Origin of the sequence: Microbacterium sp. NPDC097977, assembly GCF_040302605.1 — a bacterium.
In the GTDB taxonomy this organism is placed as follows: domain Bacteria; phylum Actinomycetota; class Actinomycetes; order Actinomycetales; family Microbacteriaceae; genus Microbacterium.
Genome location: NZ_JBEOUR010000026.1, coordinates 1 through 26,191 on the forward strand (window position 1 = coordinate 1; position 26,191 = coordinate 26,191).

A 26,191-nucleotide genomic window follows, 5' to 3' on the forward strand; every position below is an offset into this window, starting at 1 on the left:
GAGGGACTGCGTCGCGAGACGATCGATCCCGACGACTATCGGGGCGGCTTCGCGATCTGGAGCGGCACCTCGTTCTCGGCGCCTTACGTCGCGGGGCGGGTCGCGGCCCAGCTCGGCACTGTCCCGACGCAGGGGGCGACTCCTGCCGCCGCGGCGAAGGCGGTCGCGGCGGTGCTGAAGACGCTTCCGACTCCGGTCGAGCGGGGGTAGGCGCGCTCGGGTGGCTGACGAACGCCCGGACGGCTGACCGAAGGGGACGGAATCGTCAGCCATCCGGGCGTCGTCCAGCCATCCGAAGCCGCGGATGCCGCCGCGGGCCTTCCCTGACGCCCCGCCGACCGGCATTCTGGTGTGATGCCCCTGACCGCGCACGTGCTGCATCGGCGCGGCGTCGACGCGGCCAACTCCCGACGGTTCGCGCAGGCACGTCGCGCCCTCACCGCCGCATCGTCGCGCACCGACGACCAGGATCTGCGCGCCCGCATCGACGGCACCATGGCGTACGTGCTCGCGCAGACCGGACAGCCCGCCGCGGCCGAGCAGCTCTGCCGCGAAGCGCTGTCGCGACCGGGGCTCAGCGCCGAGACCGTCGCGCTCTCGCACGGCCAGCTCGGCACGCTGCTGATGCACGGCGGGCGGCTCGACGAGGCGGAGTTGTCGCTGACCACCGCGATCGACGGCCTCGACGACGACTCGATCGAGGGCGCGAATCTGCGCATGAGCCGGGCCATGGTCGATATGCAACGGCACCATCTCGACCGCTGCGCCGACGACCTGCAGCGGGCCATCGCGACCTATGAGGCGCACGACGCACAGGAGCCCCTCGCCGAAGCCCGCCACAACCTCGGCTATGCGGCCCTGCTCGGCGGCGACCTCGTCACCGCTCTCGCCCTCATGACGCGCTCTCGCCCCACCCTCGCGGCGACCAGCGACCTCGCCGCCGCCATCAGCGATCTCGACCGGGCCGAGGTGCTGCGCGATGCCGGCCTCACGACCGAGGCCGAAGAGCTGCTGGGTGCGGTCGCTGCGCAGTTCGGAGCGCAGCGGATGCGGCAGGCCCGGGGGGAGGCCGAGTTCCACCTCGCCCGGTCACTGCTGCGGCACGACGCCGCAGCAGCCGAACGTGCTGCCGCGACCGCATCCCGCCGGTTCGCCACCCTCGGCAGTGAAGGGTGGGCGGCTCGTGCAGAGGCCGTGCGGCTCGAGGCCCGGCTGCGCGCCCACCCGACGCGTCCGCCAGCCGCCGCCGATTTCACCCGCACCGCAGCCGCTCTCACCCGCGGCGGATTCCGCACCGAAGCCGCCGCCCTGTCGCTCACGGCGCGGCTCGCCGACGGGGGACGGATGCCGCGGCTCGCCCCCGACGCCCCGATGCCCCTACGTCTGCGGGCCCACGAGGTGCGCGCCGTGCGGGCCGCCGACCGGGGCAGGGATGCCGACGCCCGCCGCACCGCTGCGGAGGGGCTCGACCTGCTCACCACCTGGCAGCAGTCCTTCGGCGCGCTCGACCTTCAGGCATCCGTCGCGATGCACGGCACCGAGCTGATGTTCACCGGCCTCGCCGCGGCTGCTCGCTCGCACGACCCGGAAGTGGTGTTCGAGTGGTCGGAGCGCGCCCGGCATCTGAGCCAGCAGGTGGCTCCGGTGCGGCCGCCGCACGACGCCGGGCTCTCGGCCGACCTGGCGGAGCTGCGGATGCTGCGCGCCGACCTCGCCGGGTCCGACTGGACGACCGACGCCCGTGTGCGCGAGCTGCGCGACCGGGTGCGCGACCGGCAGTGGTCATCGACCGGCGCCGGTGGCAGCCGCGAACGCCTCGGACTGCGAGAGACCCGTTCCGCCCTCGACGGCGACACCGCGATCCTGGCCTACATCTACACACGCACCGAGCTGCTGTGCGTGGTGGTCACGAACTCCGGCGCCACGATCGTCGAGCTGTCGTGGTCGCGCATCCAGGATGCGCTCGACGGGCTCCGCGCCGATCTCGACGTCGCGGCGCTGACCCGCGGCGGTGCGATGGCGGCGCTCGTCTCCCGCTCGCTCGACGAGCGACTGCGGGTGCTCGACGACGCCCTCCTCGCCCCGGCGCGCGCGGCCGCGGGGGGAGCGCGGAGGCTGGTGCTGACGGTTCCCGGCATTCTGGCGGGAGTCCCCTGGGCGATGCTCCCGGGGATGTCGGGGACGCCGTTCACCCTCGCGACGTCGATCTCGCGCTGGCTCGGCGACATCGCTCCGGCCCCCTCGACGGGCGCGCCGGTCACCGCCGGCTTCGCCACCGGTCCGCGCGTGGCTCGCGCCGACGAGGAGGTGCGTCGAGCGGCGGCGGCGTGGCAGGACGCCACGGTGCTCACGCGAGACGACGCCCGGGTCTCCGCGGTCACCGCACTCGCCGAAGACGTCGACATCCTGCACATCGCCGCGCACGGACGTCACGCGGTCGACAACCCGCTGTTCTCCGGCTTCGAGCTCGCCGACGGCACTCTGTTCGGCTACGACGTCGATCTCATCGCGCGCGCACCCGACACCGTGGTGCTCTCGGCCTGCGAGCTCGGCCGCTCATCCGTGCGCTGGGGCGAGGAGGCGTTGGGCATGACCAGGGTCTGGCTGCACGCGGGCACGCGCTGCGTCATCGCGGCCCCGGTCGTGGTCGCCGACGACGTGGCGTGCGAGCTGCTCGGAGCCGTGCATGACCAGCTCGCGGCCGGTGTCGCTCCGGCCGTCGCGTTGGCCGCCGCATCCGTGTCCACCGGCCTGGCCGCACCGTTCCAGTGCCACGGCAGCGGACTCTGAGGAAATTTCTCCACTCGATGTATCAGGACGTCGAGCGGTCACTCCTTATCTCCAGAAGGTGCCACGCGAAGGGCTTCGGAGACGGAGTGCGAGGGAGGCGCAGTCGGTATGGGGTACCTCGTGCACTGGGGAGTGTGAGGCCGACAGACACCATCTGCTCCGGGGATGTCGCGAGAAGGGTCGCGGCATCCCCGCATGGAGTCCGGCACCGGGATGCTTGCAGGGGTCGGCTCCGGGTGCGAGCATTGCAGAGATTCGGCACGGACGGCCGCGTGAACTGCCGGGGAGCTGGTATTGATGAGATCGAGAAGCATGTTGCTCGTCGCACTGGCGGTCGCCTGCGCTGCGACGACGGTGGGGTGCACGGTCCAGGGGCAGAACTCCGTGATGCCGACCCCCACGCCGTCCGCATCGACGCTCTCGCCGAGCGACGCGCTGGTGGGCGCATGGGCCTCGCCGGATGATCCGGATGTGTCGCTGACGCTGAATGCGGACGGGACGATGGTCGGCTTCGACGGCTGCAACACGCAGTCCGGGACCTGGAGCGGTCCGAACGGCGGCACCATCTATCTCGAGTTCACCGGGCAGACCGAAAGAGGCTGCCCGGAGGGCGTGGTGCCCGTGCTCGCAGCGTCCGATGGCGCGATGGTCGACGGCGGAGCGCTCATGCTCTTCGGACCCACGGACGCTCCGACCATCGAGCTGGTGAGGTCTGAGGACTGAGGTCCGACACCGGGCTCATGAGGTCAGGAGGTCAGGACCTCGTAGCCTGCCGCGCGCAGGTCGGCGAGGGTCGCGGCATCCGCGCCGTCGTCTGTGAGGAGCACGGCGAACAGCTCCGCACCGCCGACGGCGGCGAACGCGATCGTGCCGAGCTTGCTGCTGTCGGTGACCACCACGGCACGACGCGCACGCTCGGCCATCATGCGGTTCACCGCGGCCTCGCGTTCGTCCTGCGTGGTGGCGCCGGCTGCGGCATCCATGCCGTTGACGCCGATGAAGGCGATGTCGAGTCGCACCCCGCGCAGCAGCTGCTCGACGAACGGTCCGACCAGCTCGTAGCTGCGCGAATGGATCACGCCGCCCGTGACGACGACCTTGATGTCAGGGCGGGTCGCGAGCTGCGCCGCGATGTTCACGGCGTTCGTGACGACCGTGATCCCCGGACCGACCGCGAGGTCGTCGCGCGCAGCGAGGGCAGCCGCGATCGCGGTGGTCGTGGTGCCGCCGGAGAGCCCGACGACCATGCCCGGGGCGACCAGGGCGGCCGCAGCCTGGGCGATGCTCTCTTTCTGCTGCGCGCGCTGGTGGCTCTTGTAGCGGATCGGCAGCTCGTAGGCGACCGAATGCGCGACCGCCCCGCCGTGGGTGCGGGTGAGCAGACGCTGCTCGGCGAGCGAGTCGAGATCGCGGCGGGTGGTCGCGGCGGATGCTCCGAATCGGTCGACGAGCTCGTCGACGTTCACCTCGCCGTCCGCGGCCAGCAGGTCGAGGATCGCGTTCAGTCGGGCGGCGCGCTTCATGTCACCATCCTGCCCGTGTTCACGGGGTCATCCCGCAACTCCGGCGCCCTCGAGCGCGAACAGTCGCAGCATCCGGGCAGCCTCGCCGGCGAGCGCCTCGCGCGCAGGGGTCAGGTACTTCCGCGAGTCGACCAGGCGCGGGTCGGCGTCGAGCGTCGCGCGGACCGCCCGAGTGAAGAAGCCGTTCAGGTGCGTCGAGACGTTGATCTTGGTCATCCCCGCGCGCACGGCGTCGGCGATCACGGCATCCGCGACACCCGACGAGCCGTGCAGCACCAGGGGAACGTCCAGCGCATCGCGAAGGCGGCCGATCAGCGCGAGATCGAGGGATGCCGTGCGATCCGTCATCGCGTGCGAAGACCCCACCGCCACGGCCAGCGCGTCGACGCCGGTCGCCGCGACGAACGCGCGCGCCTCGTCGGGATCGGTGCGCACTCCGGGCGCGTGGGCTCCGTCTTTGCCGCCGACCTCGCCGAGTTCACCCTCGATGTAGACACCGGCGGCGTGCGCGCGCGCGGCGACGGCGGCGGTGATCGCGACGTTCTCGTCGTAGGGCAGTGCACCCCCGTCGAACATGACCGAGCCGAATCCGAGGGCGATGGCCTCGTCGACGAGCTCGGGCCGCTCCGCGTGGTCGAGGTGCACCGCCACCGGTGTCTCCGCGCGTCGAGCGACCGCGAGGGTCGCCAGCGCGATGGGCTCGAGGCCGCCGTGATAGTCGGCGCAGTTCTGCGAGATCTGCAGGATCACCGGCAGGTGCGCTGCCTCGGAGGCACGCACCAGCCCTTCAGCGGTCTCGAGATGGATCACGTTGAACGCGCCGATGCCGGTGCCGCGGGCTGCGGCATCCGTCACGAGCTCGCGGGCGGAGACCAAAGTCACGGGGAGTCCTCTCGAGAGACGGGGGTGAAGGGGCCGACGGTGAGGCGGGCTTCGAGAGCCTCCCAGTCGTCGGAGATCTCGCCGGCGAGCGGCATCAGCACCGCGGCGGCCGACCAGGCGGTCGCACGGCGCAGGATCGTCTCGGGGTCGCGCACGCCGTCGGCGTAGAGCACGGCGCAGGCCGCGACGGCGGCGTCACCCGCACCGGTCGGATTGCCCGCGAGCGGGGTCTCGAGCCGTGCGTGCCGCACGTCGGACGCCGTCACCGCGAGCATCCCATCGGCACCGAGCGACAGCAGCACGAGCTCGACGCCGCGCGCGATCAGCGAGCGGGCGCCCTCGACGGGGTCGGCGATGCCGGTCGCCTCGACGAGCTCGGCGGCATTGGGCTTGAGGACGGATGCTTTGGCATCCGCGGCGAGCAGCATCGCGGGTCCGGACGTGTCGACGATCACCGGCACACCGGCGTCCTGGGCCGTGCCGATCAGCAGGGGCAGCAGCGTCTCGGGCGCACCGGGCGGGAGGCTGCCGGAGATCACCAGCACCTGTGCGCCGGGAAGAGCGTCGACGATCTCGCCGACGAGCGTCGCCCACTCGGCATCGGTCGGATTCTCGCCACGCTCGTTCACGACCGTGGTGTCGCCGAGCTCGCGATCGACCAGCGCGATGCTCTGCCGGGTGGCACCCGCCACCGGCACGAGTCGGTGCGGCACGCCGCTGGCTCCGAGCTCGGAGGCGAGCTCGATTCCGCTGCGACCGCCCGCCGTCGAGACGGCCAGCACCGAGGCGCCCTGAGCATGAGCGACCCTGGCGACGTTGAGGCCCTTGCCGCCGGCGCGAACCGCGCCAGCATCCGCCCGATGCGTCTCGCCCGGCGTGAGCCGGTCGACGTGCCAGGTGAGATCGAGCGCCGGGTTGGGGGTGATTGTGAGGATCATGCGAGCTCCCTCGCGCGCAGTGCGGCGCCGAGGATGCCGGCGTTGCCCGACAGCTCGGCGGGGACGAGGGCGGGGATGCGGTGGAAGCTCAGCCGGGCGGTGAGCCGCGCCCGCAGCTCGTCGAACAGCGCCCCACCGGCGCGGGAGAGTCCCCCGCCGATCACGATGGCCTCGGGCGCGACGACCGCGGTCAGCTGCGCCAGCGAGAGAGTGAGCGCGTCGAGTGCGGAGTCCCAGATCTCGGCGGCGACGGGGTCGCCGGCCGCGGCACGGGCGATCACGTCCTTCGCACCGTCGGGGTCGACGCCGGTCGCCTCACGGTATCGACGGGCGATGGCCCCGGCCGACGCGACGGTCTCGAGACACCCGCGGGCACCGCACGAGCACACGGGGCCGTCGGCGATCGGGGAGTGGCCGATCTCGCCGGCGTAGCCCCCGGCCGTGTACGGCTCACCGCCCACGAGGAGGGCGCCGGCGATGCCCGTGCCGATCACGAGCACGACAGAGTTCGCGTACGCGCGCGCGCCGCCGAGGCGGTGCTCCGCCCAGCTCGCCGCCCGCACGTCGTGATCGAAAGCGACCGGAAGACCGAGCTTCGCCGAGGCGAGGTCGCGCAGCGGTGAGTTCCTCCAGCCGAGATTGCTCGCGAAGACGCCGAGCCCGGCATCCGCGTCGACGATCCCCGGCACCACGAGGCCTGCAGCCTCCGGCACGACATCGGGATGGTCGGCCCGCAGCTCCGCGGCGAGCACCCCGAGGCGCTCGATGAGCACCGCCGTGCGATCGCCGTCGGCCGCGGGAGTCGGCGTGCGCCGAAGGCCCAGCGCCGTGCCGTCGGCGTCGAACAGCGCCGACTTGATGTCGGTGCCCCCGACGTCGAAGGCCAGCACGGGGACTCCGGGGCCGACCGTGCGCGCCGCGGCGAGCGTCTCGCCGGACGGGTCGCGCACGACATCGGCGATGTGCGCGGCATCCTCAGCGCTGGTCATGGACAGCTCCGGACTCGGTTCGGGTCATGCGTCCAGGATGACGGATCGCGTGAGGTTGCGCGGCAGGTCGGGGTCGAGGCCGCGGGCCACGGCGCGGTCGAGCGCGACGCGGTGCAGCCGGACGAGGTCGGCCAGAGGGTCGACCGGATGCTGCACGAAGCGCGCACCGGTGGCGCGAACCTGCGCGGCCAGCCCCTCGGGCGCCTCGCCGAACTGCCAGGTGACGCGACCGGGCGCCGCGATCGCGATCGGACCGTGGCGGTACTCCATCGAGGGGTACGACTCGGTCCACGACTGCGAGGACTCGCGCATCTTGAGCGCCGCCTCGTGCGCGAGGCCGACGGTCCAGCCGCGTCCGAGGAAGGAGTACTGCTCGGCGTCCCGCAGCTCGTCGTCGTAGTCGTCGGCCAGGACTGCTGCGGCATCCTCGATCGCCCCGGTGAGGTCCTCCCCGAGCGACGCGCGGAAGAGCGCGAGCGCTGTGGTGGCGAATCGCGTCTGCACGACCGACTTCTCGTCGGCGAACGGCAGCAGCACCGCGTCATCGACGAGCGAGACGAGAGGCGAGGTCTCGTCGCCGATCACACCGATCGTGCGCACGCGCCCCTTGATGCGGTCGACGAGCTCGAGGACCTCGGTCGTGGTGCCCGAACGCGTCAGCGCGACGACGGCGTCATAGCCACGGTCGACGAAGGACTCGGAGGCGGCGAAGGCATCGGTCTCGCCGTGCCCTGCGGTCTCGCGGAGGAACGCGTAGGACTGCGCCATGAACCACGACGTCCCGCATCCGACGACCGCGATACGCGCCCCGGATGCCGGCAGCAGAGCCTGCGCGTCACGCAGATCGGCCGCGCGCGACCAGGTCTCGGGCTGCGAGTGGAGCTCTTCGCGCATGTGGGCGCCGGGCTGATATTCAGGCATGTCGGATCCTCCGGACCAGATGTTGCAGGTTTGTGATCGTTTTATAGCTTATTCGATCATAGTATTTCGACATCAGGAATCGATGCAAGGTTCCCCTTGATTTGTTTATTCTCCTGACAAATAATCGAACAAGTTCCACCGCCCCTCCGCCGCCCCGGTCTCGGAGGACCCCGAGCCGACCCGGCTTGACCGATCGCCCCGCCACCAGGAAGGGCGATCACACGCACCGTCGCGTGCAGTGCGTGCGCCTGTGCACCACCTACACAGTGAGGAATGCAATACACATGAAGAAGTCACTGCGGTTCGGCGCCGTCGCCCTGGCGGCGACCGCCACTCTCACGCTCGCTTCGTGCGGGTTCGGCGGCTCGACCGGAGGCGGAGGCGACGCCGACGGCGAGACCACGCTCGACCTCCTCGTCCCGAGCTACTCCGACGCCACGAAGGGCCTGTGGGAAGACGTGATCGACGGGTTCGAGAAGGAGAACCCCGACATCAAGGTCGAGCTCGAGGTGCAGTCCTGGGACAACCTCGAGAAGGTCGTCTCCACCAAGATCCAGGCCGGCGAGGCTCCTGACATCTACAACGGCGGCCCGTTCGCCGGGTTCGTCGGCGACGAGCTCCTCTACCCGGTGGAGGATGTCGTCTCGGACGACACCTACTCCGACTTCCAGGACGCGTTCCTCGCGAACGCCGAGGTCGACGGCACCGCATACGCCCTGCCCCTGATCGCCTCCGCTCGCGCGCTGTTCGTCAACAACGCGCTGCTCGAGCAGGCCGGCGTCGAGGCGCCGAAGACCTGGGACGAGCTGCTCGACGCCGCGACCAAGGTGTCGGCGCTCGGCGGCGGAGTGGCCGGCTACGGCATGCCCCTCGGCTCGGAAGAAGCTCAGGCCGAGGCGGCCGTGTGGCTCTGGGGAGGCGGCGGCTCGTTCGGCGACGCCTCCGAGATCACGATCGACACTCCGGCGAACCTCGCCGGTGCCGAGCAGATCAAGAAGATGATCGACGCCGGCGCGACGCAGGCCGACCCCGGCTCCACCCAGCGCTCCCCCCTGATGGACATCTTCATCCAGGGCAAGATCGGCATGCAGGTGGGACTGCCCCCGACGGTCGGCCAGATCGAAGAGGGCAACCCCGAGCTCGACTACTCGATCGTCCCCATCCCGACCGAGGACGGCTCGCCGTTCACCCTCGGCGTGATGGATCAGCTGATGGCGTTCGAGAACGACGGGGACAAGCAGGAGGCGATCACCAAGTTCTTCGACTACTACTACTCGGCCGACGTGTACGTGCCGTGGGTGCAGGCCGAGGGCTTCCTGCCCGTCACCAAGTCGGGTGCCGAGCAGCTCTCCGGCGAGGAGGCTCTCAAGCCGTTCCTCGACGTGCTGCCCGACGCGCAGTTCTACCCGTCGACGAACGCGAAGTGGTCGGCCGCCGACGGCGCCTTCAAGTCGCTCTTCGGCCAGCTGCAGACGAAGTCCGCACAGGACGTCCTGACCGAGATCCAGGCGCAGGTCGACGCGGGCTGAGTCCCGCAGACGGAGAGGTTCGGGTATTCCCATGAGCCAGACGACAGAATCCTCGAACCTCGCGGGGGCGGCCACCGGTCGCCCCCGCACCCCCGGCCGCCGTACCGGCGGCACCCGCGGCACCCCCGGCAAGGACCTCCTGCAGGCGCTGCCGTGGATCGCGCCGGCACTGCTGCTCATCATCGGCGTCGTGCTCTTCCCCGCCGGCGTGATGTTCTTCAACTCGACCCGCGACATCTCGCTCTCCGGCCTCGACAAGGGGTCGGTCGGCTTCGACAACTTCGCGACGGTGTTCGCGTTCGCCGAGTTCTGGCCGATCATCTTCCGCACCGTCATCTGGGTCGTCGTGGTGGTCGGCTTCACCGTGATGATCTCGCTCGGGCTCGCCCAGATCCTCAACAAGGCGTTCCCCGGACGACAGATCGTGCGCATGGCCGTGATCGTCCCGTGGGCCGCATCCGTCGTGATGACGACCATGGTCTTCTACTACAGCCTCGAGCCGTACTTCGGTGTCTTCAACAAGTTCCTCTACGACATCGGACTCTCCGACGACGCGGTGGGCTACGGGTGGACGAAGAACCCGGCGACCGCATTCGCCTGGTCGATCGTGATCGCGATCTTCGTGTCCCTCCCCTTCACGACCTACACGATCCTCGCCGGGCTCCAGACGGTTCCGTCCGACACCCTCGAGGCCGCGAAGATGGACGGCGCCGGCGCCACCCGCACCTACTGGACCATCGTGCTGCCGCAGCTGCGCAGCGCGCTCGCGGTCGCCGTGCTGATCAACATCATCAACGTGTTCAACTCGCTGCCGATCCTCAAGGTGATGACCGGATCGATCCCGGGCTACGGCGCCGACACGATCATGACGATGATCTTCAAGTACATCGAGCTGCAGAAGAAGGTCGACGTCGCGAGCGCCCTGTCGGTCGTGGCCTTCCTCATCGTGATCGTGATCGTCGCGATCTATGTCAAGGCCGTCAAGCCCATGAAGGAGGTCTGATCGTGACCCTGACCGAGACCGCCCTCGTCACCACCGCCGGAGACGACGCTGCACCCCGCATCCCCGGACGCAAGCGCCGGTACACCGAAGACCAGGTGACGCTGCCCCGCGTCATCCTGCGCATGGCCGCCGGGGTGCTCGTGCTCGCGATCTTCGTGCTGCCGTACCTGATCATGTTCTTCGGCAGTGTGAAGACCAAGCCGCAGATCCGGTCGGTCGACCCGACCTACCTGCCGATCGAGTGGCACTGGGAGAACTACATCTCGATGTGGTCGACCCCCGAGACGCCGCTGCCCTACAACCTGATCTCGACGGTCATCATCGCCGTGTTCGCGACCCTGCTCGTGCTCCTGGTCTCGCTGCCCGCCGCGTACTACACCGCCCGCTTCAAGTTCCCCGGACGCATGGTGTTCCTGTTCCTGGTGATCGTGACGCAGATGCTGCAGCCCGCGGTGCTGACCTCGGGTCTGTTCCGCCAGTTCACGGTGCTGGGGCTCGGCGACACGTGGGCGGCGATGATCTTCATCAACGCGGCGTTCAACCTGTCGTTCGCGGTCTGGATCATGCACTCGTTCTTCGCCGGAATCCCCAAGGAGATCGACGAGGCCGCCCAGATCGACGGAGCAGGGCGCTTCACCGTGCTCTTCAAGATCAACCTGCCGCTCGTATGGCCGGGTATCGTCACCGCGATCGTCTTCACGTTCGTCGCCTGCTGGAACGAGTTCGCCGCATCGCTGGTGATCCTCTCCACCGACAAGAACCAGCCGCTGTCCGTCGCGCTGACCAAGTTCGTCGGTCAGTACGAGACCAGCTGGCAGTACGTGTTCGGCGTCTCGATCGTCGCGATCCTGCCGGTCGTCATCCTGTTCATGCTCATCGAGAAGCGTCTGGTCGGCGGGCTGACCGCCGGCAGCGTCAAGTAGTCCGTCGGGGCGGGTGCGGAGTGCCACCCGCGTGGCGCTCCGCATCGTCGCCCCACGGGAACCGCCTCGTACTCGCTTGAGAAGGCGTCAAAGCCGGTGAGTCCACCGCTGGCGTGCCTGGAGCGGCGACCGCCGTGGTCGTCGGCTAAGTGAACGCCTGAGGATCATCAACATCCGACATGCAGCGAGAGAAGGATAGAAGTCACCGGGATCGCTGTGGCCATGCGGGTGGACCGGAGGATTCGAGAACGTGCAGATCTGACACCTTCGTGGTTCATCGGGCGGACGAATAGAACGCCTCTGCAGCTCCGGGCTGAATCATAGGGGCTCTCACTTTCCGGGGCTCGAGATAAACCCACGTATGGACACGGGGGACGGTTCTTGATCGGACCGCTCGGAGAACCAGTCGACCAATTCCTGCGGACACTCTGCGTCCTCAACGTCGATCTCGAAGCTACCCGGAACGCCGGTCAGCTCGGCGCACCCATAGATGCTCGACGAGAAGCCGGAAAATCCGGACGGAATCGAGACGTTCATGGGGAAGAAGACACAGGCCGTGATCCTGTCGCCGGTCCGCTCCAGGCAGTACACCGTGTCGGCCGCCCCGGCGTCGGGCAGGTCATCCAAGCCAGACAACAATTCGTACTTGGCGACGATCGCGTAGTCCTCCCGCACCGGGTCGCGACCGGGAGCAGCCGACTCGACAGTCGAGCTCATGGCATCGACTGACACCGCCACATCCGCCGATAGGAGCTCCTCAGCAAACCCCCGCGTATCGGGCCCACAAGCGGTGAGAAACGCGACGGCGAACATGAGGCATGCTGCGCGCCCCATCCGCGAGACGTTCACCGCTGAAGCACACCTCTCCTTGTATGGCCCGACCCAGCAGCTGTTCAGCATTCGAGTGTTCATTGCCTACCATCCTGCGGCCAACGGGTACGACCCGTCTGACGTGACTTTGAATAAGTCGCGCCTCGTCAGCGCTCCGGTTGCGTCATGTCAAAGGAAAAGTATTCGTTGGGCACCAACGTACCCGGGCCAAGAATCAACACGTCACCAGTGAGCAGCTTGTCCCCTATGTGGTTGTAATACATGTATGTGAATATTGAGATGCACAGCCGCTCCCCAATTGCTAACGGTGAGTCGCCATCCGTGACTGTGTACGATTCGATACGCCCGTCGGCTGTTTTCGTTATGATTCCCCGCGCTCCCTCGGATTGGCCCTTATCGACCGGTTCGACGCCGTTCCATGCCACCTCAACCATCGTTTGTCCCTCAGCGAGATTTGGCATGACGATCTTCGACAGTGTCGAGCAACCTGCGACGCCATCCATGTCGCCCGACGATGGAGCTGGAGTGAGAGCTGGCGTGGGGGTGGGTGTCGAGGAAGCGTTGGGAGTTGTTACCGTCGTCGACCCCGTAGGGGCGGGTGTATCCACTGCATCAAAAGATGACGTGCACCCTGAGAGTGCGACGCTTCCGAGGGCGACGAACGACGCCACCTGGATCACTCGCAGGCAATTCAACATGCACGGACTCTACCGCGTACCGACTTCCGCACTTTTGTCGAGTACGACACAGAGATTTCGTGATGCTCATACATCGACCTCCATTTCTCTAATACGAGAGCACCTCGGCTCGTGCCAGGTGTGATCGTCCTCCTCATTCCCATCCTCGATGGGGCGTTCCAGGCGGGCCGCCGACTGCCGGCCCGGTTACGCTGGCACGGTCGACTCCGCCATCCGGTGCGGTGAGGCAGGGGGGAATCAGATGACGTGGCAGGATGCGGGGCGCGTTGAAAGGCACCAGGCGGCCGGTGCGCACCCCGGATGGGGCTGGGGCGTGGTGCTCGTGCCCGTGGCGGTCGGGCTCGCGGCTCTCGGGCTTTTCTTCATCCGAGAACTCGGCGCCGGGATGGGCACCCTGATCGGCGTCGCCCTCATCGCCTGGGCCGTATCTCTCGCGATGCCCTTCTTCGTGATCGCCTGGTACGCGGTGCAGGCGGCATGGAAGTCATCACGCGAAGAGCACGGGCAGACGTTTCGCGCGCCGTCGCACGCGCTGCGGCGCATCGGGTTCAGCATGCGCTGGAGCTTCCACGCGCGCGGCGTGCTCTTCAACCCCGCGTCGTACGACGGGCCCGACCTGCCGATGCTCGTCGCCGGCAAAATCGTGCACATCCTCGCGATTGTCGTCCTGGTGATCGCCGGACTCGTCGCCGCGCTCGTCGGGATCGCCACGCGCTGAGCGTGATCCGGCGCCGTGGAGGCGTCGGGTGCGTCGATCAGGATGCCGGGGCGGATGCCGGGCGCAGCTGCGCCGGACTCCAGCGCACCCCGAGCGCGCGGGACAGCGCCACCTGAGCGACGCCCGTCGAGATCGAGGCGTCGGCAGCCGAGTACCGCACGGACACACCGACGGTGCCCATCGCCGGGTAGTCGATCTCGCTCTGCACGAGTCGCAGGAACCGGTCTCCGAGGGCCCGCGCCGGCCCACCGATCACGACCTCCCGGGCGTCGAGGACCGCGGCGATGAGGCGGATCGCGCCGGCCAGCGCCTGCGCGCCGACGACCAGACGCCGCTCGTCGGCGGAGGCCGCGACCTCGGCGATCACCGCCTCGTCCATCGCGTCGTCGACGTCGTCGCCGAGCATGGCCGTCAGCGAGGCCACGGATTCCAGGCATCCCTGCCGCCCGCAACGGCACGCAGAAGCGTCGTCACCGAACTGCACCTGCACATGCCCGATCTCCCCCGCGCGGTCGCGCGGCCCCGGGGCCAGTTCGCCGTCGAGGGTGACCGCGGCGCCGATGCCTGTGCCGAGGTGGATGAAGAGGCGGTAGCCGGCGGCCTCGTCCTCGCGGGCGGCCTCGGCGATGGCCTCGGCATCCACGTCGTTGACGAGCAGCACCGGCACGTCGATCACCCGTTCGAGACGGTCGGCGAGCGCGACGTCGGTCCAGTCGAGCTGCACGCTCTCGAGCACACGGCGGCCGTCCGTGGTACCGGGCAGCTGCACGCCGACCACGAGAAGGCGACCCTCGTACTCGGCGGCGATGCGCGCGACGGCCTCGTCGAGGACCGCATCCCTCGAGCTCGGGGAATACGAGATCCGGCGCGACTCGACCTCGGTTCCGTCGAGGGCCACCAGAGCGAGCGCGGCCTCGGAGGGCCTGATCACGACGACGACGATGAGGTGACGGGTCGCATCGATCGTCAGCGTCGTCGCCCGCTTGCCGCCGGTGCTGGCGGCCTGTTCACCGTCGACGATGAGGTCGAGATCGATGAGTTCGGCGACGAGCGACGACGCGGTCGCCGCGGTGAGACCGGTGGCCCGCGCGATGCCCGCGCGGGTCTGCACGCCGGGTTCGCTGAAGACGAGCTGCAGAGCACGGCGCAGGTTCGCTCGGCGCAGAGCCGCCTGAGTGTCGAGGGTGTCGTCGCTGTTCAGCATGGATCCGATCCCGTCGACGCGATCTGTTGACAGGTTCGAGTGCCCTGCGTACGCTCAGTCATAGTTTATTCAATAAACTTAGTTCGGTCTCCGGGCGGGTGAGTGCTGCACACACTGTCATCCGCTCGGACGACCGGATCATCGTCCTTCTGCGGCTTCGGTGTGATGGCGGATGACCTCGGCCACCACGAAGTTGAACCACTTCTCGGCGAACTCGGGGTCGAGATGCGCCTCCTCCGCGAGCGACTTGAGCCTCGCGACCTGCTGCTCCTCGCGGCCGGGGTCGGATGCCGGCATCTCGTGCATGGCCTTGAGCTGGCCGACCTGCTGCGTCGCCCGGAAACGCTCGGCGAGCATGAAGATGAGGGCGGCATCGATGTTGTCGATACTGGCACGAAGGCGGAGGAGCTCAGCACGAGGATCTTCGACGGCGGTCATGCCCCTACTCTACGGAAACACGGGGCCACACGACCCTGCGCGGGCGTGGGCTCCACATCCTGCAGGCGGCACCCGCGTCGGCAGTATCGTGAGCACATGAGCCGTGAAGATCAGGACCCCTCCTCGACAGCGCCCGATGCGGCATCCGGGGCTCCCGCAGCGGCCTCGCTGCCGGCTCTCACCGTCGACACGGCGGCGGCCACCGAGCATCCCGTTCCGGCGGACCCGCACGCCACCGAGCCACATGCGACCGACCCGCACACCACCGGCCCGGCCGACTCCGCTGTCGCACACGCGCTCGCCTCCCCCCGCCCGGTGATCATCGAGCCGATGACCCCCAGCCGTTCGTTCTGGACCCGGATCGACCGCCCCTTCGTGTTCGGCTTCCTGGTGACGCTCGGCGGCCTGGCCGCCCTCGTCCTCGGCCTGGCGGTCGCCAATCTCTCCACCGTCCTCATCTACATCGCCCTCGCGCTCTTCGCGGCCCTCGGCCTCGATCCGACCGTGCGGTTCCTCGAGCGACGCGGGCTCTCGCGGGCGCTCTCCGTCGTCGTCTCGATCGCCGGGCTGGTCGTGGTGATCGCACTGGTCCTCTGGATGGTGCTCCCGGTGGTCATCGATCAGATAGCCGGCTTCGTGAAGTCCGTCCCGGGCATGATCCAGGAGTTCACGCGCAGCGACCTCTACGCGACTCTCGACGCCCAGTTCGGCGATCAGTTCCAGAGCCTCGTCGCCGACGTGCAGAAGTTCCTCACCGATCCCGGCAACATCGCCACGATCGGGGGCGGGGCGCTGCAGGTCGGCGCCTCGATCGCGAACGCCATCTCGGGAATCATCGTCGTGCTGGTGCTGACGCTCTACTTCGTGGCGACGCTGCCCACGATGAAGGCGGGGATGCTGCGCCTCGCTCCCGCCCGTGACCGCGCTCGTGCGAGCGACATCACCGATCAGATCACCGATTCGGTCGGCGCCTACGTCATGGGCATGGTGGTGCTCGCGCTCTGCAACGCGATCCTCGCGTTCCTGCTGTACTTCTTCCTCGGTCTGCCGTTCCCCCCGCTGATGGCGACGGTCGCGTTCTGCATCACGCTCATCCCGCTCGTCGGTTCGGTGATCTTCTGGATCGTCGGCACCGGACTCGCGCTCTTCAGCGATCCGATCGCTGCCCTCGTCTTCGCGATCGTCTACCTCGTCTACATGCAGATCGAGGCGTACGTGATCACCCCGCGCGTGATGAACCGCGCGGTCGCCGTGCCCGGAGCGCTGGTCGTGATCGGCGCCCTCGCCGGCGGCACGCTGCTCGGCCTGCTGGGTGCACTGGTCGCGGTGCCGGTCGCGGCATCCATCCTCATCATCATCAAGCAGGTGCTGATCCCCCGGCAGGACTCCCGGGTCTAGCGGTCGCGACTCGCCCGCGGACGCAGAAGTGCCCGGCCCCCGTGCGGGACCGGGCACTTCTGCGACGGGACGACAGTGATCAGCTGAGGTCGTTGTCAGCCAGCCACTTCTTGGCGATCTCGGCGGAGGACTGCTGGTCGACCGTGCTCAGCACGTTGAGAGCGACGAGCTCCTCACCGGTCAGCTTGGCGCTGATCGCGTTGAGCACATCGGACACGTCGTCGGCGATGTCACTCGAGACGATCGGCACGACGTTCGACGAGATGATGAGGTTCTCGGGGTCTTCCAGGGCCACGATGTCCTCGGTCTCGAAGGCCGGGTCGGCGGTGTAGATGTCTGCGACCTGGATCTGGCCGGCGAGCAGCGACTCGAGCGTGGTCGGGCCGGTGGCCGAGAACGTCAGATCGACGCCGTACACCTCCTTGGCCTTCGCCGGGCTGTACGGACGCTGCTCGAACTCGGGCGACGCGCCGATGGTGACCGGCGAGGTGACCTTGCCGAGGTCGCCGATCGTCTTCAGGTCGTTCTCCTCGGCGAAGCTCTTCAGCACCGTGTAGGAGTCCTGGTCGGTCGCCTCGGCGAAGTCGAGGGCCGTGAGACTGTCGGGCAGAGCATCCTGCAGTGCGGCGTAGACGTCGTCGGGGCTGGTCACGGTCACGTCGTCATCCGAGATGTACTCGAGCAGGCTGCCCGTGTACTCGGGGAAGACGTTGATCGCGCCGGACTCGACGTCGGGCATGTACGCGTCGCGCTGACCGATGTTGAGCTTCTTCTCGACGTCGAAGCCGGCACCCTCGAGTGCCTGCGCGTAGATCTCGGCGATGATCTCGTTGGAGTAGTACGCCTGCGATCCGACGACGATCGTGTCGCCGCCGCCCGAGCCGGAGCTGGATTCGGACGGCTCGTCGAGCGGGTTGCTCGAGCTGCAGGCGGACAGGGCGAGTGCCGCCGCGGCGACAAGGCCTACGGCGAAGACGGAGCGCTTGCCTCGTGCTGTGAACATGGACTTCCTCTTCTCTGGAACTGCTGTGGGGAATGGGACGGTGAGGGGCGGTTCAGGCGGCCGCGGGCGTCACGGCTGCGGGTCGCGCCGAGGCGCGGGACCTGCGTCCGGTCTGCCGGCCGGTGCGCAGGCCTGCGGGGACCGCGGCATGCTGAGCGGCCGCGAGGAGCAGATCGACGATCAGGGCGAGGACGGCGACGATGATCGCGCCGGCGAGCACCTGATCGAACCGACGCAGCGGGATGCCCTGGATGATCGGGTATCCGAGGCCGCCGAGGTTGACGTATGCGGCGATCGTGACGGTGGCGATGACCTGCAGGAGAGCCGAGCGGATGCCGCCGACCAGCAGCGGCAGACCGAGCGGCACCTCGACCTTCCAGAAGACCTGCCAGCCCGTCATGCCCATCGCCTTCGCGGCGTCGATGACCCGACGGTCGATGGCCTCGAGTCCCGTGTAGGCGCCCGCGAGCAGCGACGGGATCGCCAGCAGCACGAACGTGACCACTGCGGCCTGCGGCACGCGCAGAACGCCGAGCAACAGGACGAGCAGCACCATCAGGCCGAACGCCGGGATCGCGCGAGCCGCTCCCGACACCGCCACCGCGATCTCGCGACCGCGTCCGGTGTGACCGATGAGCCAGCCGATCGGGAGGGCGATCACGGCCGCGATCAGCACCGAGATCGCCGTGAGCACGAGATGCTGACCGAGCAGCACGGGCAGCGCGTAGCTGCCCGTCCACTGCGAGGGGGCGAGCATCCAGGCGATGGCCTCCGCGAAGAGGTTCATGCGGGAGCCCCCACGGCGAGAGCGCGGGCGGCGGTCGGCTTGGACGCGGCGCGGGTCCACGGCATCAGCGCGCGGCCGATCACCAACAGGATGAGGTCGATCACCAGCGCGATGACGACGACAGCGATCACGCCCGCGAACACCTCGGCGATGATGCGTCGTTCGAGGCCGTTGGTGAAGAGATAGCCGAGGTTCGTGACGCCGATCAGGATGCCGACCGTGGCGAGCGAGATCGTGCTCACCGCGGTGACGCGCAGCCCCGCGAGGATGACCGGCCCGGCGAGGGGGAACTCGACGGCCCAGAAGCGGCGGAAGGCGGCGAATCCCGTTGCGGTGGCGGCCTGCCGCACCCCGTCGTCGACCGAGTCGAGGCCATCGGACACCGCGCGCACGAGAATCGCGATCGCGTAGATGGTCAGGGCGATCACCAGGTTCGACTCGCTGATGGCCGAGTAGCCGAGTGCGGCCGGCAGCAGGATCAGCAGGGCGAGCGACGGGATCGTGTAGAGCAGACCCGTGAGCACGATGATCGGCCCGCGAACGAGTCGGAACCGCCACGCGACCCAGCCGAGCGGCAGCGACAGCACGAAGCCGAGCACGATCGGGATGATGCTCTGCCGCAGATGCACCAGGGTCAGTTCGAAGATCAGCCCCAGGTTGTCGGTGACCCAGTTCACGTGCGATCGTCGCCCTGGACGACGCCGAGTGCGGCGGCATCCGGTCCTGCGAGAGGACCGTCGGACCTCTCGACGTCGGCCACGATGGCTCCCTGCGTGCGACCTTCGGAGTCGACCACGACAGTGCCGTGCGGCGTCTCCCGCAGATGCAGCGCGCGGCGTCCGCGGTCGGCACCGATGAAGGACGACACGAAGTCGTCGGCCGGGTTCTCGATGATCTCGCTCGGGCTGCCCACCTGCACGATGCGCGCCCCCTTGTCGAGGATCACGACCTGGTCGCCGAGCAGGAACGCCTCGTCGATGTCATGCGTGACGAAGACGACCGTCTTGTCGAGCTCGCGCTGCAGCCGAAGCGTCTCGGTCTGCAGGTCGGCGCGCACGATCGGGTCGACCGCGCCGAACGGCTCGTCCATGAGCAGGATGTTGGGGTCGGCCGCGAGCCCGCGGGCCACGCCCACGCGCTGCTGCTGCCCGCCCGAGAGCTGGCTCGGGTACCGCTCGGCCAGGGACTGGTCGAGGCCGACGGTCGTGAGCAGCTCACGCGCCCGGTCGTGGGCCGGTCCCTTCTTGACGCCGGTCAGGCGCAGCACGGTGGCGACGTTGTCGATCACGGTGAAGTGCGGCATGAGCCCGGAGTTCTGCATGACGTACCCGATGCTCCGCCGCAGCTGCACGGGGTCGCCCCCGAGGACGTTCTCGCCGTCGATCTCGATGTCGCCGGACGTCGGCTCGACCATGCGGTTGATCATGCGCAGCAGGGTGGTCTTGCCGCAGCCCGAGGACCCGACGAAGACCGTCGTCTTGCGGGACGGCAGCACCAGGCTGAAATCCTTGACGGCGGTGGTGCCGTCGGGGAACTGTTTGGTGACGTTGCGGAATTCGATCATGGCTGATCTCCAGTCGGTGGATCGACGAGACGGGCGTCAGCGCCCCGGCTTCGGCATACGGAGGTCATTCGGAGATCTCGACCCGCGGATCGAAGGCGACGAAGCCCGAGAAGTCCTTGCCGACGCGGTCGAACGCACTGGGGAACGGCGTCGGGTACGACCACGCGTAGTCGGTGTGCAGCTCTCCGCCGGCCTGCACCGAGAAGTACTGCGCAGCGCCCTTCCACGGACAGGTGTACGGGGTCGGGCTCTCGACGAGCGCTCCCTCGGTGATCGATGCGGGCGGGAAGTACCAGTTGCCTTCGATGCGTGCGAGATCGCTCTCGTCTGCCTCGGCGATGACGGTTCCTGCGAGTACAGCCTTCATGGTCCTGCCTCCTCGGATGTGGGTTCGAGCGTATAAGAGGTCTGCGACATCCGTCCCGGGCTTGCGCCGGGGGCTGTCGATGTGAGTAACAATCCCGGGTCAGGGCGCGCGGAACGCTCCCTGTCCCCGACGTCTGTTCGGAGCGGATGCGGGAACGGATCGCCCACCGGCATCCGCGCCCGCCCCGATCATGCGGAGTCCCGCCCGTAGGTCTCGAGGAGTCGCAGCCAGATCTCGCTGATCGTCGGGTACGCGGGTACGGCGTGCCAGAGTCGGGCGATCGGCACCTCGCCGACGATCGCCACCGTCGCCGTCTGCACGAGCTCCGCGACCTCCGGGCCCACGAACGTCGCCCCGACGATGACGTCGCGCGCCGTGTCGATCACGATGCGGGCCTGACCCGCGAAGCCGTCCTCGTACAGGCTCGCGCCCGCGATGCCGCCCAGGTCGTAGTCGACGGCCGCCACGTCGATCCCGGCCTCGCGGGCCTGCGCCTCGGTGAGCCCGACCGATGCGACCTCCGGGAACGAGAACGTTACCTGCGGCGCGGCCGCGTGATCGGCCGTCGCGACGTGCTTTCCCCAGGGCGCGTCATCGACATCCGCCCCCTGAGCGCGTGCCGCGATCACGTCGCCGGCCGCACGCGCCTGGTACTTGCCCTGGTGCGTCAGCAGCACGCGGCCGTTCACGTCGCCGACCGCGTAGAGCCAGTCGGAGCCGGGCACGCGCATCGTGTCGTCGACCGCGATCCAGCGCCCGGGCTCGAGACCGACGACGTCGAGTCCGACATCTCCGCTGCGAGGCGAGCGCCCGGTGGCGACGAGGACCTCTGTCGCGGTGACCGTCGAGTCGTCGTCGAGCACGATCGTCACGCCGTCGTCGCCGCGCGTGACGCGTGTCGTGCCGGTGTCGGTGCGCACGTCGACGCCGAGCTCCCGCAACCCCGCTGCGACGCGCTCGCCCGCGAAGGGCTCCATCGAGCCGAGCAGACCGCTGCGGGCGATGATCGTGACAGTCGAGCCGAGAGCCGCATACGCCGTCGCCATCTCGACCGCGACGACTCCGCCGCCGATCACGGCGAGCGACTCGGGCAGCTCCTCGGCGCTGGTCGCCTCGCGGCTGGTCCACGGAGACGCCTCGCGCAGTCCGTCGATCGGGGGGATCACTGCATCCGAGCCCGTGCTGATCGCCACCGCGTGGCGGGCGCGGATCACGCGGGTGCCGCCGTCGGCGTCGGTCACCGTCACCTCCCGCTCGCCCGACAGACGGCCGTGACCGCGAGCCAGATCGATGCCGGCGGAGTCGAGCCACTTCACCTGACCGTCATCGGACCAGTTGCTCGTGAAGGAGTCGCGACGGTCGAACACCGCGCGCACGTCGAGCTTTCCGGTGACCGCTTCGGCTGCGCCCTTGACCTTCTGCGCCGCACGCAGAGCCTGGCCCGAACGCAGCAGCGCCTTCGACGGCATGCAGGCCCAGTACGAGCACTCACCGCCCACCAGCTCGCTCTCCACGATGATCGCGGTCAGTCCGTCCTGCACGGCGCGGTCGGCGACGTTCTCGCCCACCGGACCTCCGCCCAGCACGATCAGGTCGTATTCGTCGGTCTTCTCAGCAGTCATGGGGTGCACCTCTCCGTCGCCCAGTCTTGCTCAAGACCAACGTCGAGTCACGGGGTGGTGTTCCGCCGCGCGCTGTGCAAGAGAGCCCGGGCGCGTCGGCGGGGTGGCCGGGCGGGTTCCCGCTCAGCCAGCCACCCGCGGCGAGACCCGGGGAGCGAGCACGGCCGCGGCGAGCGCGATGATCCCCGTGAACACGAACACGGTGACGAACGGGTCGGCGACCGCGGCGACACCCGTGAACAGGACCCCCGTGATCGCGAGGGCGAGTGCACTGCCGAACGAGTCCGCGACCGACATCGCCGAGCTGTTGAATCCCTGGTTCTCGGGTGCCGACATCTCGAGGGTGAGAGCGCTGGTCCGCGGGCTCATCAGTCCCATCCCGGCGCCTGCGACGATCCACGCGACGACGATGGAGGCGACCGGCGCGGCGAGCGCGGCGGCGACGAGGGTGAGAGCGACGCCCGCGGCGACGAGGATCGTGCCGATGCGCACGGCCACGGCGCTGGGCAGGCGGGTGCTCATACGCCCCTGCACGGTCGCGGCGACCGACCACGCGAGCGCCCCGCCGGTGAGCGAGAGTCCGGCCACTGTGGGCGAGACCGCGTAGCGCTCGGTCAGCAGATACGGGATGTACACCTCCGCACCCAAGAACCCTGCGGCCGCCAGCCCTCGCACGAGCATCACGGAGGGGAGGCCGCGCACGGCGCGGAGCGTTCCCTTCGGCAGCAGGGCCCGCACCGCGACGAGCGCCACCACCACCGCTGCCCCGGCGAGGACCAGGCCCGCCCCCGGCACATCACCGACCAGGTTGAGGGCGAGCACCGCGGCCGCGGCGAGCACCGCCCACCCGAGCCGTCCGAGCGCCCACGGCGTCGTCGCGTCGCCGGCGCCGGACAGCCCGCGGAGCGCCGGGACCACCATGAGCAGGGCCGGCACGACGAGGAGCACGACGCCGAGGAACACCCAGTGCCAGCTCCACAGCTCGGTGACGGCTCCGGCCACCGTGGGTCCGACGAGGGAGGGGACGACCCAGGCGGCGGCGAACCCGGCGAAGATCGCAGGATGCAGCGCGCGGGGGTACACCCGGGCGACGACCACGTAGAGGGCGACCATCAGACCCCCGTTCCCCAGTCCCTGGGCGAAGCGCCCGGCGACGAGCACCTCCATGGTGGGCGCGAAACCCGCCACCAGCAGTCCGACCACGAAGAGTGCGACCGATGTGTACAGCGGTGCCACCGGTCCTCGTCGGTCCGCCCAGTTGCCCGCGATGACCATGCCGATCACCCCGGTGGCCAGCGGCCCGGCGAATGCCAGCGCGTACAGGCGCTCGCCGTCGAGGTCGGCGCTGACGACGGGCATCACCGTGGTGACGGCGAGTGATTCGAACGCCCCGAGGAACACGAGCGCGCACGCCCCGATCGTGACCCAGAGGTAGGCGCCGCTCATGATTCCGGGGGCCGCGACCTTCTCGGTCGGCACCCCATCCGTGTCGATGGTCATAGGCACGACGGTAGAACCTCAACAAAGGTTGAGGTCAAGCGAGCCCGTCGAGGCTACCGGACGGGCAGGAAGTGCGTCGGCGTCGGCACCTGGGCGGTGTGGCGGATGCCGAGCGGCGCCCCCGTGCGCTCGTCGAGGTCGAGCAGGGCGATGCTGTCGGACCGCTGCCCGGCCACGAGCAGCTTGCCCTCGTGCACGAGATGATGCCGCGGCCAGTCCACGCCGGAGTCGGCGAGCGCGATCGATTCGAGGCTCTCGCCCCCGCCCCGCACACGCAGCGCGGCGATCGTGTTGCTGCCGCGCAGCGCGGTGTAGAGGAACTGTCCGTCGCGCGAGCGCACCAGCTCGGCGGGGAAGTCCACCCCCACCTCGGCGATCGGGCTCGACAGCACCGCGGACACGACCGCCCACGTGCCGTCGCGGCCCGCGGCGAGCGTGAACACCTCGCACGAGTACTCGGTCACCACATGCAGGTGGCCGCTGGGGTGCGCGACCATGTGGCGCGGTCCGGTGCCCAGCGGCAGCACGATCTCGTGATCGAGGATCAGCCCGCCCGCCGTCGGTCGCCAGATGCGCACGAGATCGAAGCCGAGATCGGTCGTGGCGATGCGTCCGTCGGCGAGGAAGACGGCGGAGTGCGCGTGCGACTCCCGCTCGTCGCCCGAGGCCGTGCGCTCGCCGGGGTAGGGGTCGGATGCCGCGGCCGCGACGCCCGCCGGCGCAGACGTCTCCAGGGTCTCGCCGAGCAGCGCCGCCCGCAGTTCCGCGGCCCTGTTCGCGGCATCCGCGACCAGACCTCCGTCGGGAGCTATGCCGATGCGCACGACCCGACCGTCGCCGTAGCAGCTGGCGACGAGGTATCCGCCGGACGGCGACACCGCGACGTGGCAGACGTTCTCTCCGGCCTCGACCGGCTCGCCGAGGGGTCGGAGCGCGGACTCGCCGCTGCGGGAGAACGCCTGCACGGCGGCATCCCCCTCGAGCGCCGCGTAGACGACGTCGAGGGTCGGATGCTGCGCGAGCCACGACGGCGACGGCGTCTGCGTGACCGCCCCGCGGTACTCGAGGGCGGTCTGCCTGTCGGCGTCGCCCGCGAGCAGCCCGATGCCGTCGGCGGAGCCCTCCATCGCGGAGCCGTATCCGCCGAGCCAGAACCGGGTCACGATGCGCTCAGTCCAGCAGATCGTGGCGGACGACCACCTGGTCGCGCTCGGGGCCGACGCCGATGACCGAGATGCGCGTGTTGCTCATCCCCTCGAGCGCGAGCACGTAGTCCTGCGCGTTCTGCGGCAGGTCCTCGAACGTGCGAGCGGTCGAGATGTCCTCGCTCCAGCCCGGGAAGTACTCGAGGATGGGCGTCGCGTGATGGAAGTCCGTCTGGTTGACGGGCACCTCGTCGAAGCGCGTGCCGTCGACGTCGTACGCCACGCAGACCGGGATCTGCTCGAGTCCGGTGAGGATGTCGAGCTTGGTCAGCACCAGGTCGGTGATGCCGTTGACCCGGGTCGCGTAGCGCGTGATGGGGGCGTCGTACCAGCCGACCCGGCGCGGACGACCGGTGGTGGTGCCGAACTCGAAGCCGCGCGAACGCAGCCACTCGCCCTGCTCGTCGAAGAGCTCGGTCGGGAAGGGGCCCGAGCCCACCCGGGTCGTGTACGCCTTGACGATGCCGACGATGCGGTCGAGCGCGCCCGGTCCGACCCCCGATCCGGTCGAGGCGCCACCGGCCGTGGCCGACGACGAGGTGACGAACGGGTAGGTGCCGTGATCGACGTCGAGCATGGTGGCCTGGCCGCCCTCGAACACGACGACCTCGCCGCGGCGCAGCGCGTCGTCGAGAAGGTGGCCGGTGTCGGCGACCATGGGCCGCAGACGCTCGGCGTACGAGAGCAGGTCCTCGACGACCTCGTCGGCGGTGATCGAGCGGCGGTTGAAGATCTTCACCAGCAGGTGGTTCTTCTGGTCGAGGGCGCCCTCGACCTTCTGCCGCAGGATGTTCTCGTCGAACAGATCCTGCACGCGGATGCCGACGCGGTTGATCTTGTCGGCATACGCCGGCCCGATGCCGCGACCGGTGGTGCCGATCATGCGCTTGCCGAGGAAGCGCTCGGTGACCTTGTCGAGCGTCCGGTGGTACTGGGTGATGATGTGCGCGTTGGCGCTGACCTTGAGGCGCGAGACATCGATGCCGCGGCCGCCGAGCGCCTCGAGCTCGCTGAAGAGCACCTCGAGGTCGATGACGACGCCGTTGCCGATGACGGGCGTGACCCCGGGCGAGAGGATGCCGGAGGGCAGCAGGTGCAGCGCGTACTTCTCATTCCCGACCACGACCGTGTGACCGGCGTTGTTGCCGCCGTTGAACTTCACGACCCAGTCGGTGCGCTCGCCGAGCAGGTCGGTCGCCTTGCCCTTGCCCTCATCGCCCCACTGGACGCCGACGATAACGATTCCTGGCATGGGTATCCCCCTTGCTTCCGCCGGGTTTGCACCGGCTGATGAGCTGGCCCTCTGCGGGCGGTCCCATCCTACCGAAGGGGTGTTTCACCGCCGTGTCGGGGAGGTC

25 protein-coding genes and 1 pseudogene are annotated in these 26,191 nt (G+C 69.2%); 8 read left to right on the plus strand and 18 right to left on the minus strand.

Going from position 1 to position 26,191, the window contains the following annotated elements; translation table 11 throughout:
- From ABTZ43_RS07970 to ABTZ43_RS07980, 3 genes and pseudogenes are all read left to right on the plus strand, one after another.
- Nucleotides 1-210, plus strand: a pseudogene (locus tag ABTZ43_RS07970) (hypothetical protein); the annotation flags it as partial.
- A 144-nt stretch (nt 211-354) separates the two neighbouring features.
- Nucleotides 355-2,790, plus strand: a complete 2,436-nt coding sequence (locus tag ABTZ43_RS07975) for a CHAT domain-containing protein (protein WP_350538430.1) — start codon at nt 355-357, stop codon at nt 2,788-2,790.
- Nucleotides 2,791-3,102: 312 nt separating this feature from the next.
- The gene (locus tag ABTZ43_RS07980) at nt 3,103-3,513 is read left to right on the plus strand and encodes an META domain-containing protein (protein WP_314097942.1); all 411 of its coding nucleotides are present in this window, start codon (nt 3,103-3,105) and stop codon (nt 3,511-3,513) included.
- Nucleotides 3,514-3,536: 23 nt separating this feature from the next.
- Here the strand turns inward: ABTZ43_RS07980 and ABTZ43_RS07985 are convergent, their stop codons facing one another.
- Genes ABTZ43_RS07985 through ABTZ43_RS08005 form a run of 5 tightly spaced genes read right to left on the minus strand, consistent with a single transcriptional unit; the run spans nt 3,537 to nt 8,043 of the window.
- The gene (locus ABTZ43_RS07985) at nt 3,537-4,313 is read right to left on the minus strand and encodes a DeoR/GlpR family DNA-binding transcription regulator (RefSeq protein ID WP_350538431.1); all 777 of its coding nucleotides are present in this window, start codon (nt 4,311-4,313) and stop codon (nt 3,537-3,539) included.
- Nucleotides 4,314-4,340: 27 nt separating this feature from the next.
- On the minus strand, nt 4,341-5,195 hold the full coding sequence (locus ABTZ43_RS07990; protein WP_350538432.1) for a class II fructose-bisphosphate aldolase: 855 nt from the start codon (nt 5,193-5,195) through the stop codon (nt 4,341-4,343).
- Nucleotides 5,192-6,133 carry a 1-phosphofructokinase family hexose kinase gene (locus ABTZ43_RS07995; protein ID WP_350538433.1) on the minus strand — a complete coding sequence of 314 codons (942 nt, stop codon included), beginning with the start codon at nt 6,131-6,133 and terminating at the stop codon, nt 5,192-5,194. The genes ABTZ43_RS07990 and ABTZ43_RS07995 overlap by 4 nt, the downstream gene beginning before the upstream one ends.
- On the minus strand, nt 6,130-7,122 hold the full coding sequence (locus ABTZ43_RS08000) for an ROK family protein (RefSeq protein ID WP_082539255.1): 993 nt from the start codon (nt 7,120-7,122) through the stop codon (nt 6,130-6,132). The genes ABTZ43_RS07995 and ABTZ43_RS08000 overlap by 4 nt, the downstream gene beginning before the upstream one ends.
- 24 nt (nt 7,123-7,146) lie before the next feature.
- Nucleotides 7,147-8,043, minus strand: a complete 897-nt coding sequence (locus ABTZ43_RS08005; protein WP_056414167.1) for an SIS domain-containing protein — start codon at nt 8,041-8,043, stop codon at nt 7,147-7,149.
- A 284-nt stretch (nt 8,044-8,327) separates the two neighbouring features.
- On the opposite strand from ABTZ43_RS08005, the gene ABTZ43_RS08010 reads away from it, so the two are divergent.
- The 3 genes from ABTZ43_RS08010 to ABTZ43_RS08020 are packed head-to-tail and all read left to right on the plus strand — an operon-like array spanning nt 8,328 to nt 11,498.
- Nucleotides 8,328-9,572: an extracellular solute-binding protein gene (locus ABTZ43_RS08010; protein WP_350538434.1), complete on the plus strand. Its 1,245-nt coding sequence runs from the start codon at nt 8,328-8,330 to the stop codon at nt 9,570-9,572.
- A gap of 31 nt (nt 9,573-9,603) precedes the next feature.
- On the plus strand, nt 9,604-10,575 hold the full coding sequence (locus ABTZ43_RS08015; protein ID WP_350538435.1) for a carbohydrate ABC transporter permease: 972 nt from the start codon (nt 9,604-9,606) through the stop codon (nt 10,573-10,575).
- 2 nt (nt 10,576-10,577) lie between these two features.
- Nucleotides 10,578-11,498: a carbohydrate ABC transporter permease gene (locus ABTZ43_RS08020; protein ID WP_350538436.1), complete on the plus strand. Its 921-nt coding sequence runs from the start codon at nt 10,578-10,580 to the stop codon at nt 11,496-11,498.
- Nucleotides 11,499-11,828: 330 nt separating this feature from the next.
- On the opposite strand, the gene ABTZ43_RS08025 is transcribed toward ABTZ43_RS08020, so the two are convergent.
- The gene (locus tag ABTZ43_RS08025) at nt 11,829-12,311 is read right to left on the minus strand and encodes a hypothetical protein (RefSeq protein ID WP_350538437.1); all 483 of its coding nucleotides are present in this window, start codon (nt 12,309-12,311) and stop codon (nt 11,829-11,831) included.
- 164 nt (nt 12,312-12,475) lie between these two features.
- Entirely contained in the window at nt 12,476-12,832 is a 357-nt protein-coding gene (locus ABTZ43_RS08030) for a hypothetical protein (RefSeq protein WP_350538438.1), read from the minus strand.
- Between the two features lie 436 nt (nt 12,833-13,268).
- Here ABTZ43_RS08030 and ABTZ43_RS08035 point away from each other — a divergent pair, with 436 nt between their 5' ends.
- On the plus strand, nt 13,269-13,745 hold the full coding sequence (locus tag ABTZ43_RS08035; RefSeq protein WP_350538439.1) for a hypothetical protein: 477 nt from the start codon (nt 13,269-13,271) through the stop codon (nt 13,743-13,745).
- A 37-nt stretch (nt 13,746-13,782) separates the two neighbouring features.
- Here ABTZ43_RS08035 and ABTZ43_RS08040 read toward each other — a convergent pair whose 3' ends face one another.
- Together ABTZ43_RS08040 and ABTZ43_RS08045 are read right to left on the minus strand one after the other, a co-directional pair.
- Nucleotides 13,783-14,949 (minus strand): ROK family protein, encoded by a 1,167-nt coding sequence (locus ABTZ43_RS08040; protein ID WP_350538440.1) that lies wholly within the window; start codon nt 14,947-14,949, stop codon nt 13,783-13,785.
- A gap of 138 nt (nt 14,950-15,087) precedes the next feature.
- Nucleotides 15,088-15,387 (minus strand): chorismate mutase, encoded by a 300-nt coding sequence (locus ABTZ43_RS08045; RefSeq protein ID WP_045252643.1) that lies wholly within the window; start codon nt 15,385-15,387, stop codon nt 15,088-15,090.
- A 96-nt stretch (nt 15,388-15,483) separates the two neighbouring features.
- Here ABTZ43_RS08045 and ABTZ43_RS08050 point away from each other — a divergent pair, with 96 nt between their 5' ends.
- A complete protein-coding gene (locus tag ABTZ43_RS08050) occupies nt 15,484-16,785 on the plus strand; it encodes an AI-2E family transporter (protein WP_350538441.1) in 1,302 nt (433 codons plus the stop codon).
- A 79-nt stretch (nt 16,786-16,864) separates the two neighbouring features.
- On the opposite strand, the gene ABTZ43_RS08055 is transcribed toward ABTZ43_RS08050, so the two are convergent.
- The 9 genes from ABTZ43_RS08055 to ABTZ43_RS08095 all read right to left on the minus strand — a co-directional run bounded on the left by ABTZ43_RS08055 (nt 16,865) and on the right by ABTZ43_RS08095 (nt 26,085).
- Nucleotides 16,865-17,788: an ABC transporter substrate-binding protein gene (locus ABTZ43_RS08055; RefSeq protein ID WP_350538442.1), complete on the minus strand. Its 924-nt coding sequence runs from the start codon at nt 17,786-17,788 to the stop codon at nt 16,865-16,867.
- 52 nt (nt 17,789-17,840) lie between these two features.
- A complete protein-coding gene (locus tag ABTZ43_RS08060; protein ID WP_350538443.1) occupies nt 17,841-18,575 on the minus strand; it encodes an ABC transporter permease in 735 nt (244 codons plus the stop codon).
- Nucleotides 18,572-19,252: an ABC transporter permease gene (locus ABTZ43_RS08065; protein WP_056414185.1), complete on the minus strand. Its 681-nt coding sequence runs from the start codon at nt 19,250-19,252 to the stop codon at nt 18,572-18,574. Before ABTZ43_RS08065 ends, ABTZ43_RS08060 begins: the two co-directional genes overlap by 4 nt.
- Nucleotides 19,249-20,139, minus strand: coding sequence for an ABC transporter ATP-binding protein (locus ABTZ43_RS08070; RefSeq protein ID WP_082539257.1), 891 nt, complete (start codon nt 20,137-20,139; stop codon nt 19,249-19,251). Before ABTZ43_RS08070 ends, ABTZ43_RS08065 begins: the two co-directional genes overlap by 4 nt.
- A 64-nt stretch (nt 20,140-20,203) precedes the next feature.
- On the minus strand, nt 20,204-20,506 hold the full coding sequence (locus ABTZ43_RS08075) for a DUF427 domain-containing protein (protein ID WP_056414187.1): 303 nt from the start codon (nt 20,504-20,506) through the stop codon (nt 20,204-20,206).
- Between the two features lie 188 nt (nt 20,507-20,694).
- Nucleotides 20,695-22,128, minus strand: coding sequence for a dihydrolipoyl dehydrogenase family protein (locus ABTZ43_RS08080; protein ID WP_350538444.1), 1,434 nt, complete (start codon nt 22,126-22,128; stop codon nt 20,695-20,697).
- Nucleotides 22,129-22,251: 123 nt separating this feature from the next.
- Nucleotides 22,252-23,628, minus strand: coding sequence for an MFS transporter (locus tag ABTZ43_RS08085; protein ID WP_410477423.1), 1,377 nt, complete (start codon nt 23,626-23,628; stop codon nt 22,252-22,254).
- Nucleotides 23,629-23,681: 53 nt separating this feature from the next.
- Entirely contained in the window at nt 23,682-24,791 is a 1,110-nt protein-coding gene (locus ABTZ43_RS08090; RefSeq protein WP_350538445.1) for a lactonase family protein, read from the minus strand.
- Between the two features lie 7 nt (nt 24,792-24,798).
- Nucleotides 24,799-26,085 (minus strand): adenylosuccinate synthase, encoded by a 1,287-nt coding sequence (locus ABTZ43_RS08095; protein WP_056414200.1) that lies wholly within the window; start codon nt 26,083-26,085, stop codon nt 24,799-24,801.
- Nucleotides 26,086-26,191: the final 106 nt, after the last annotated feature.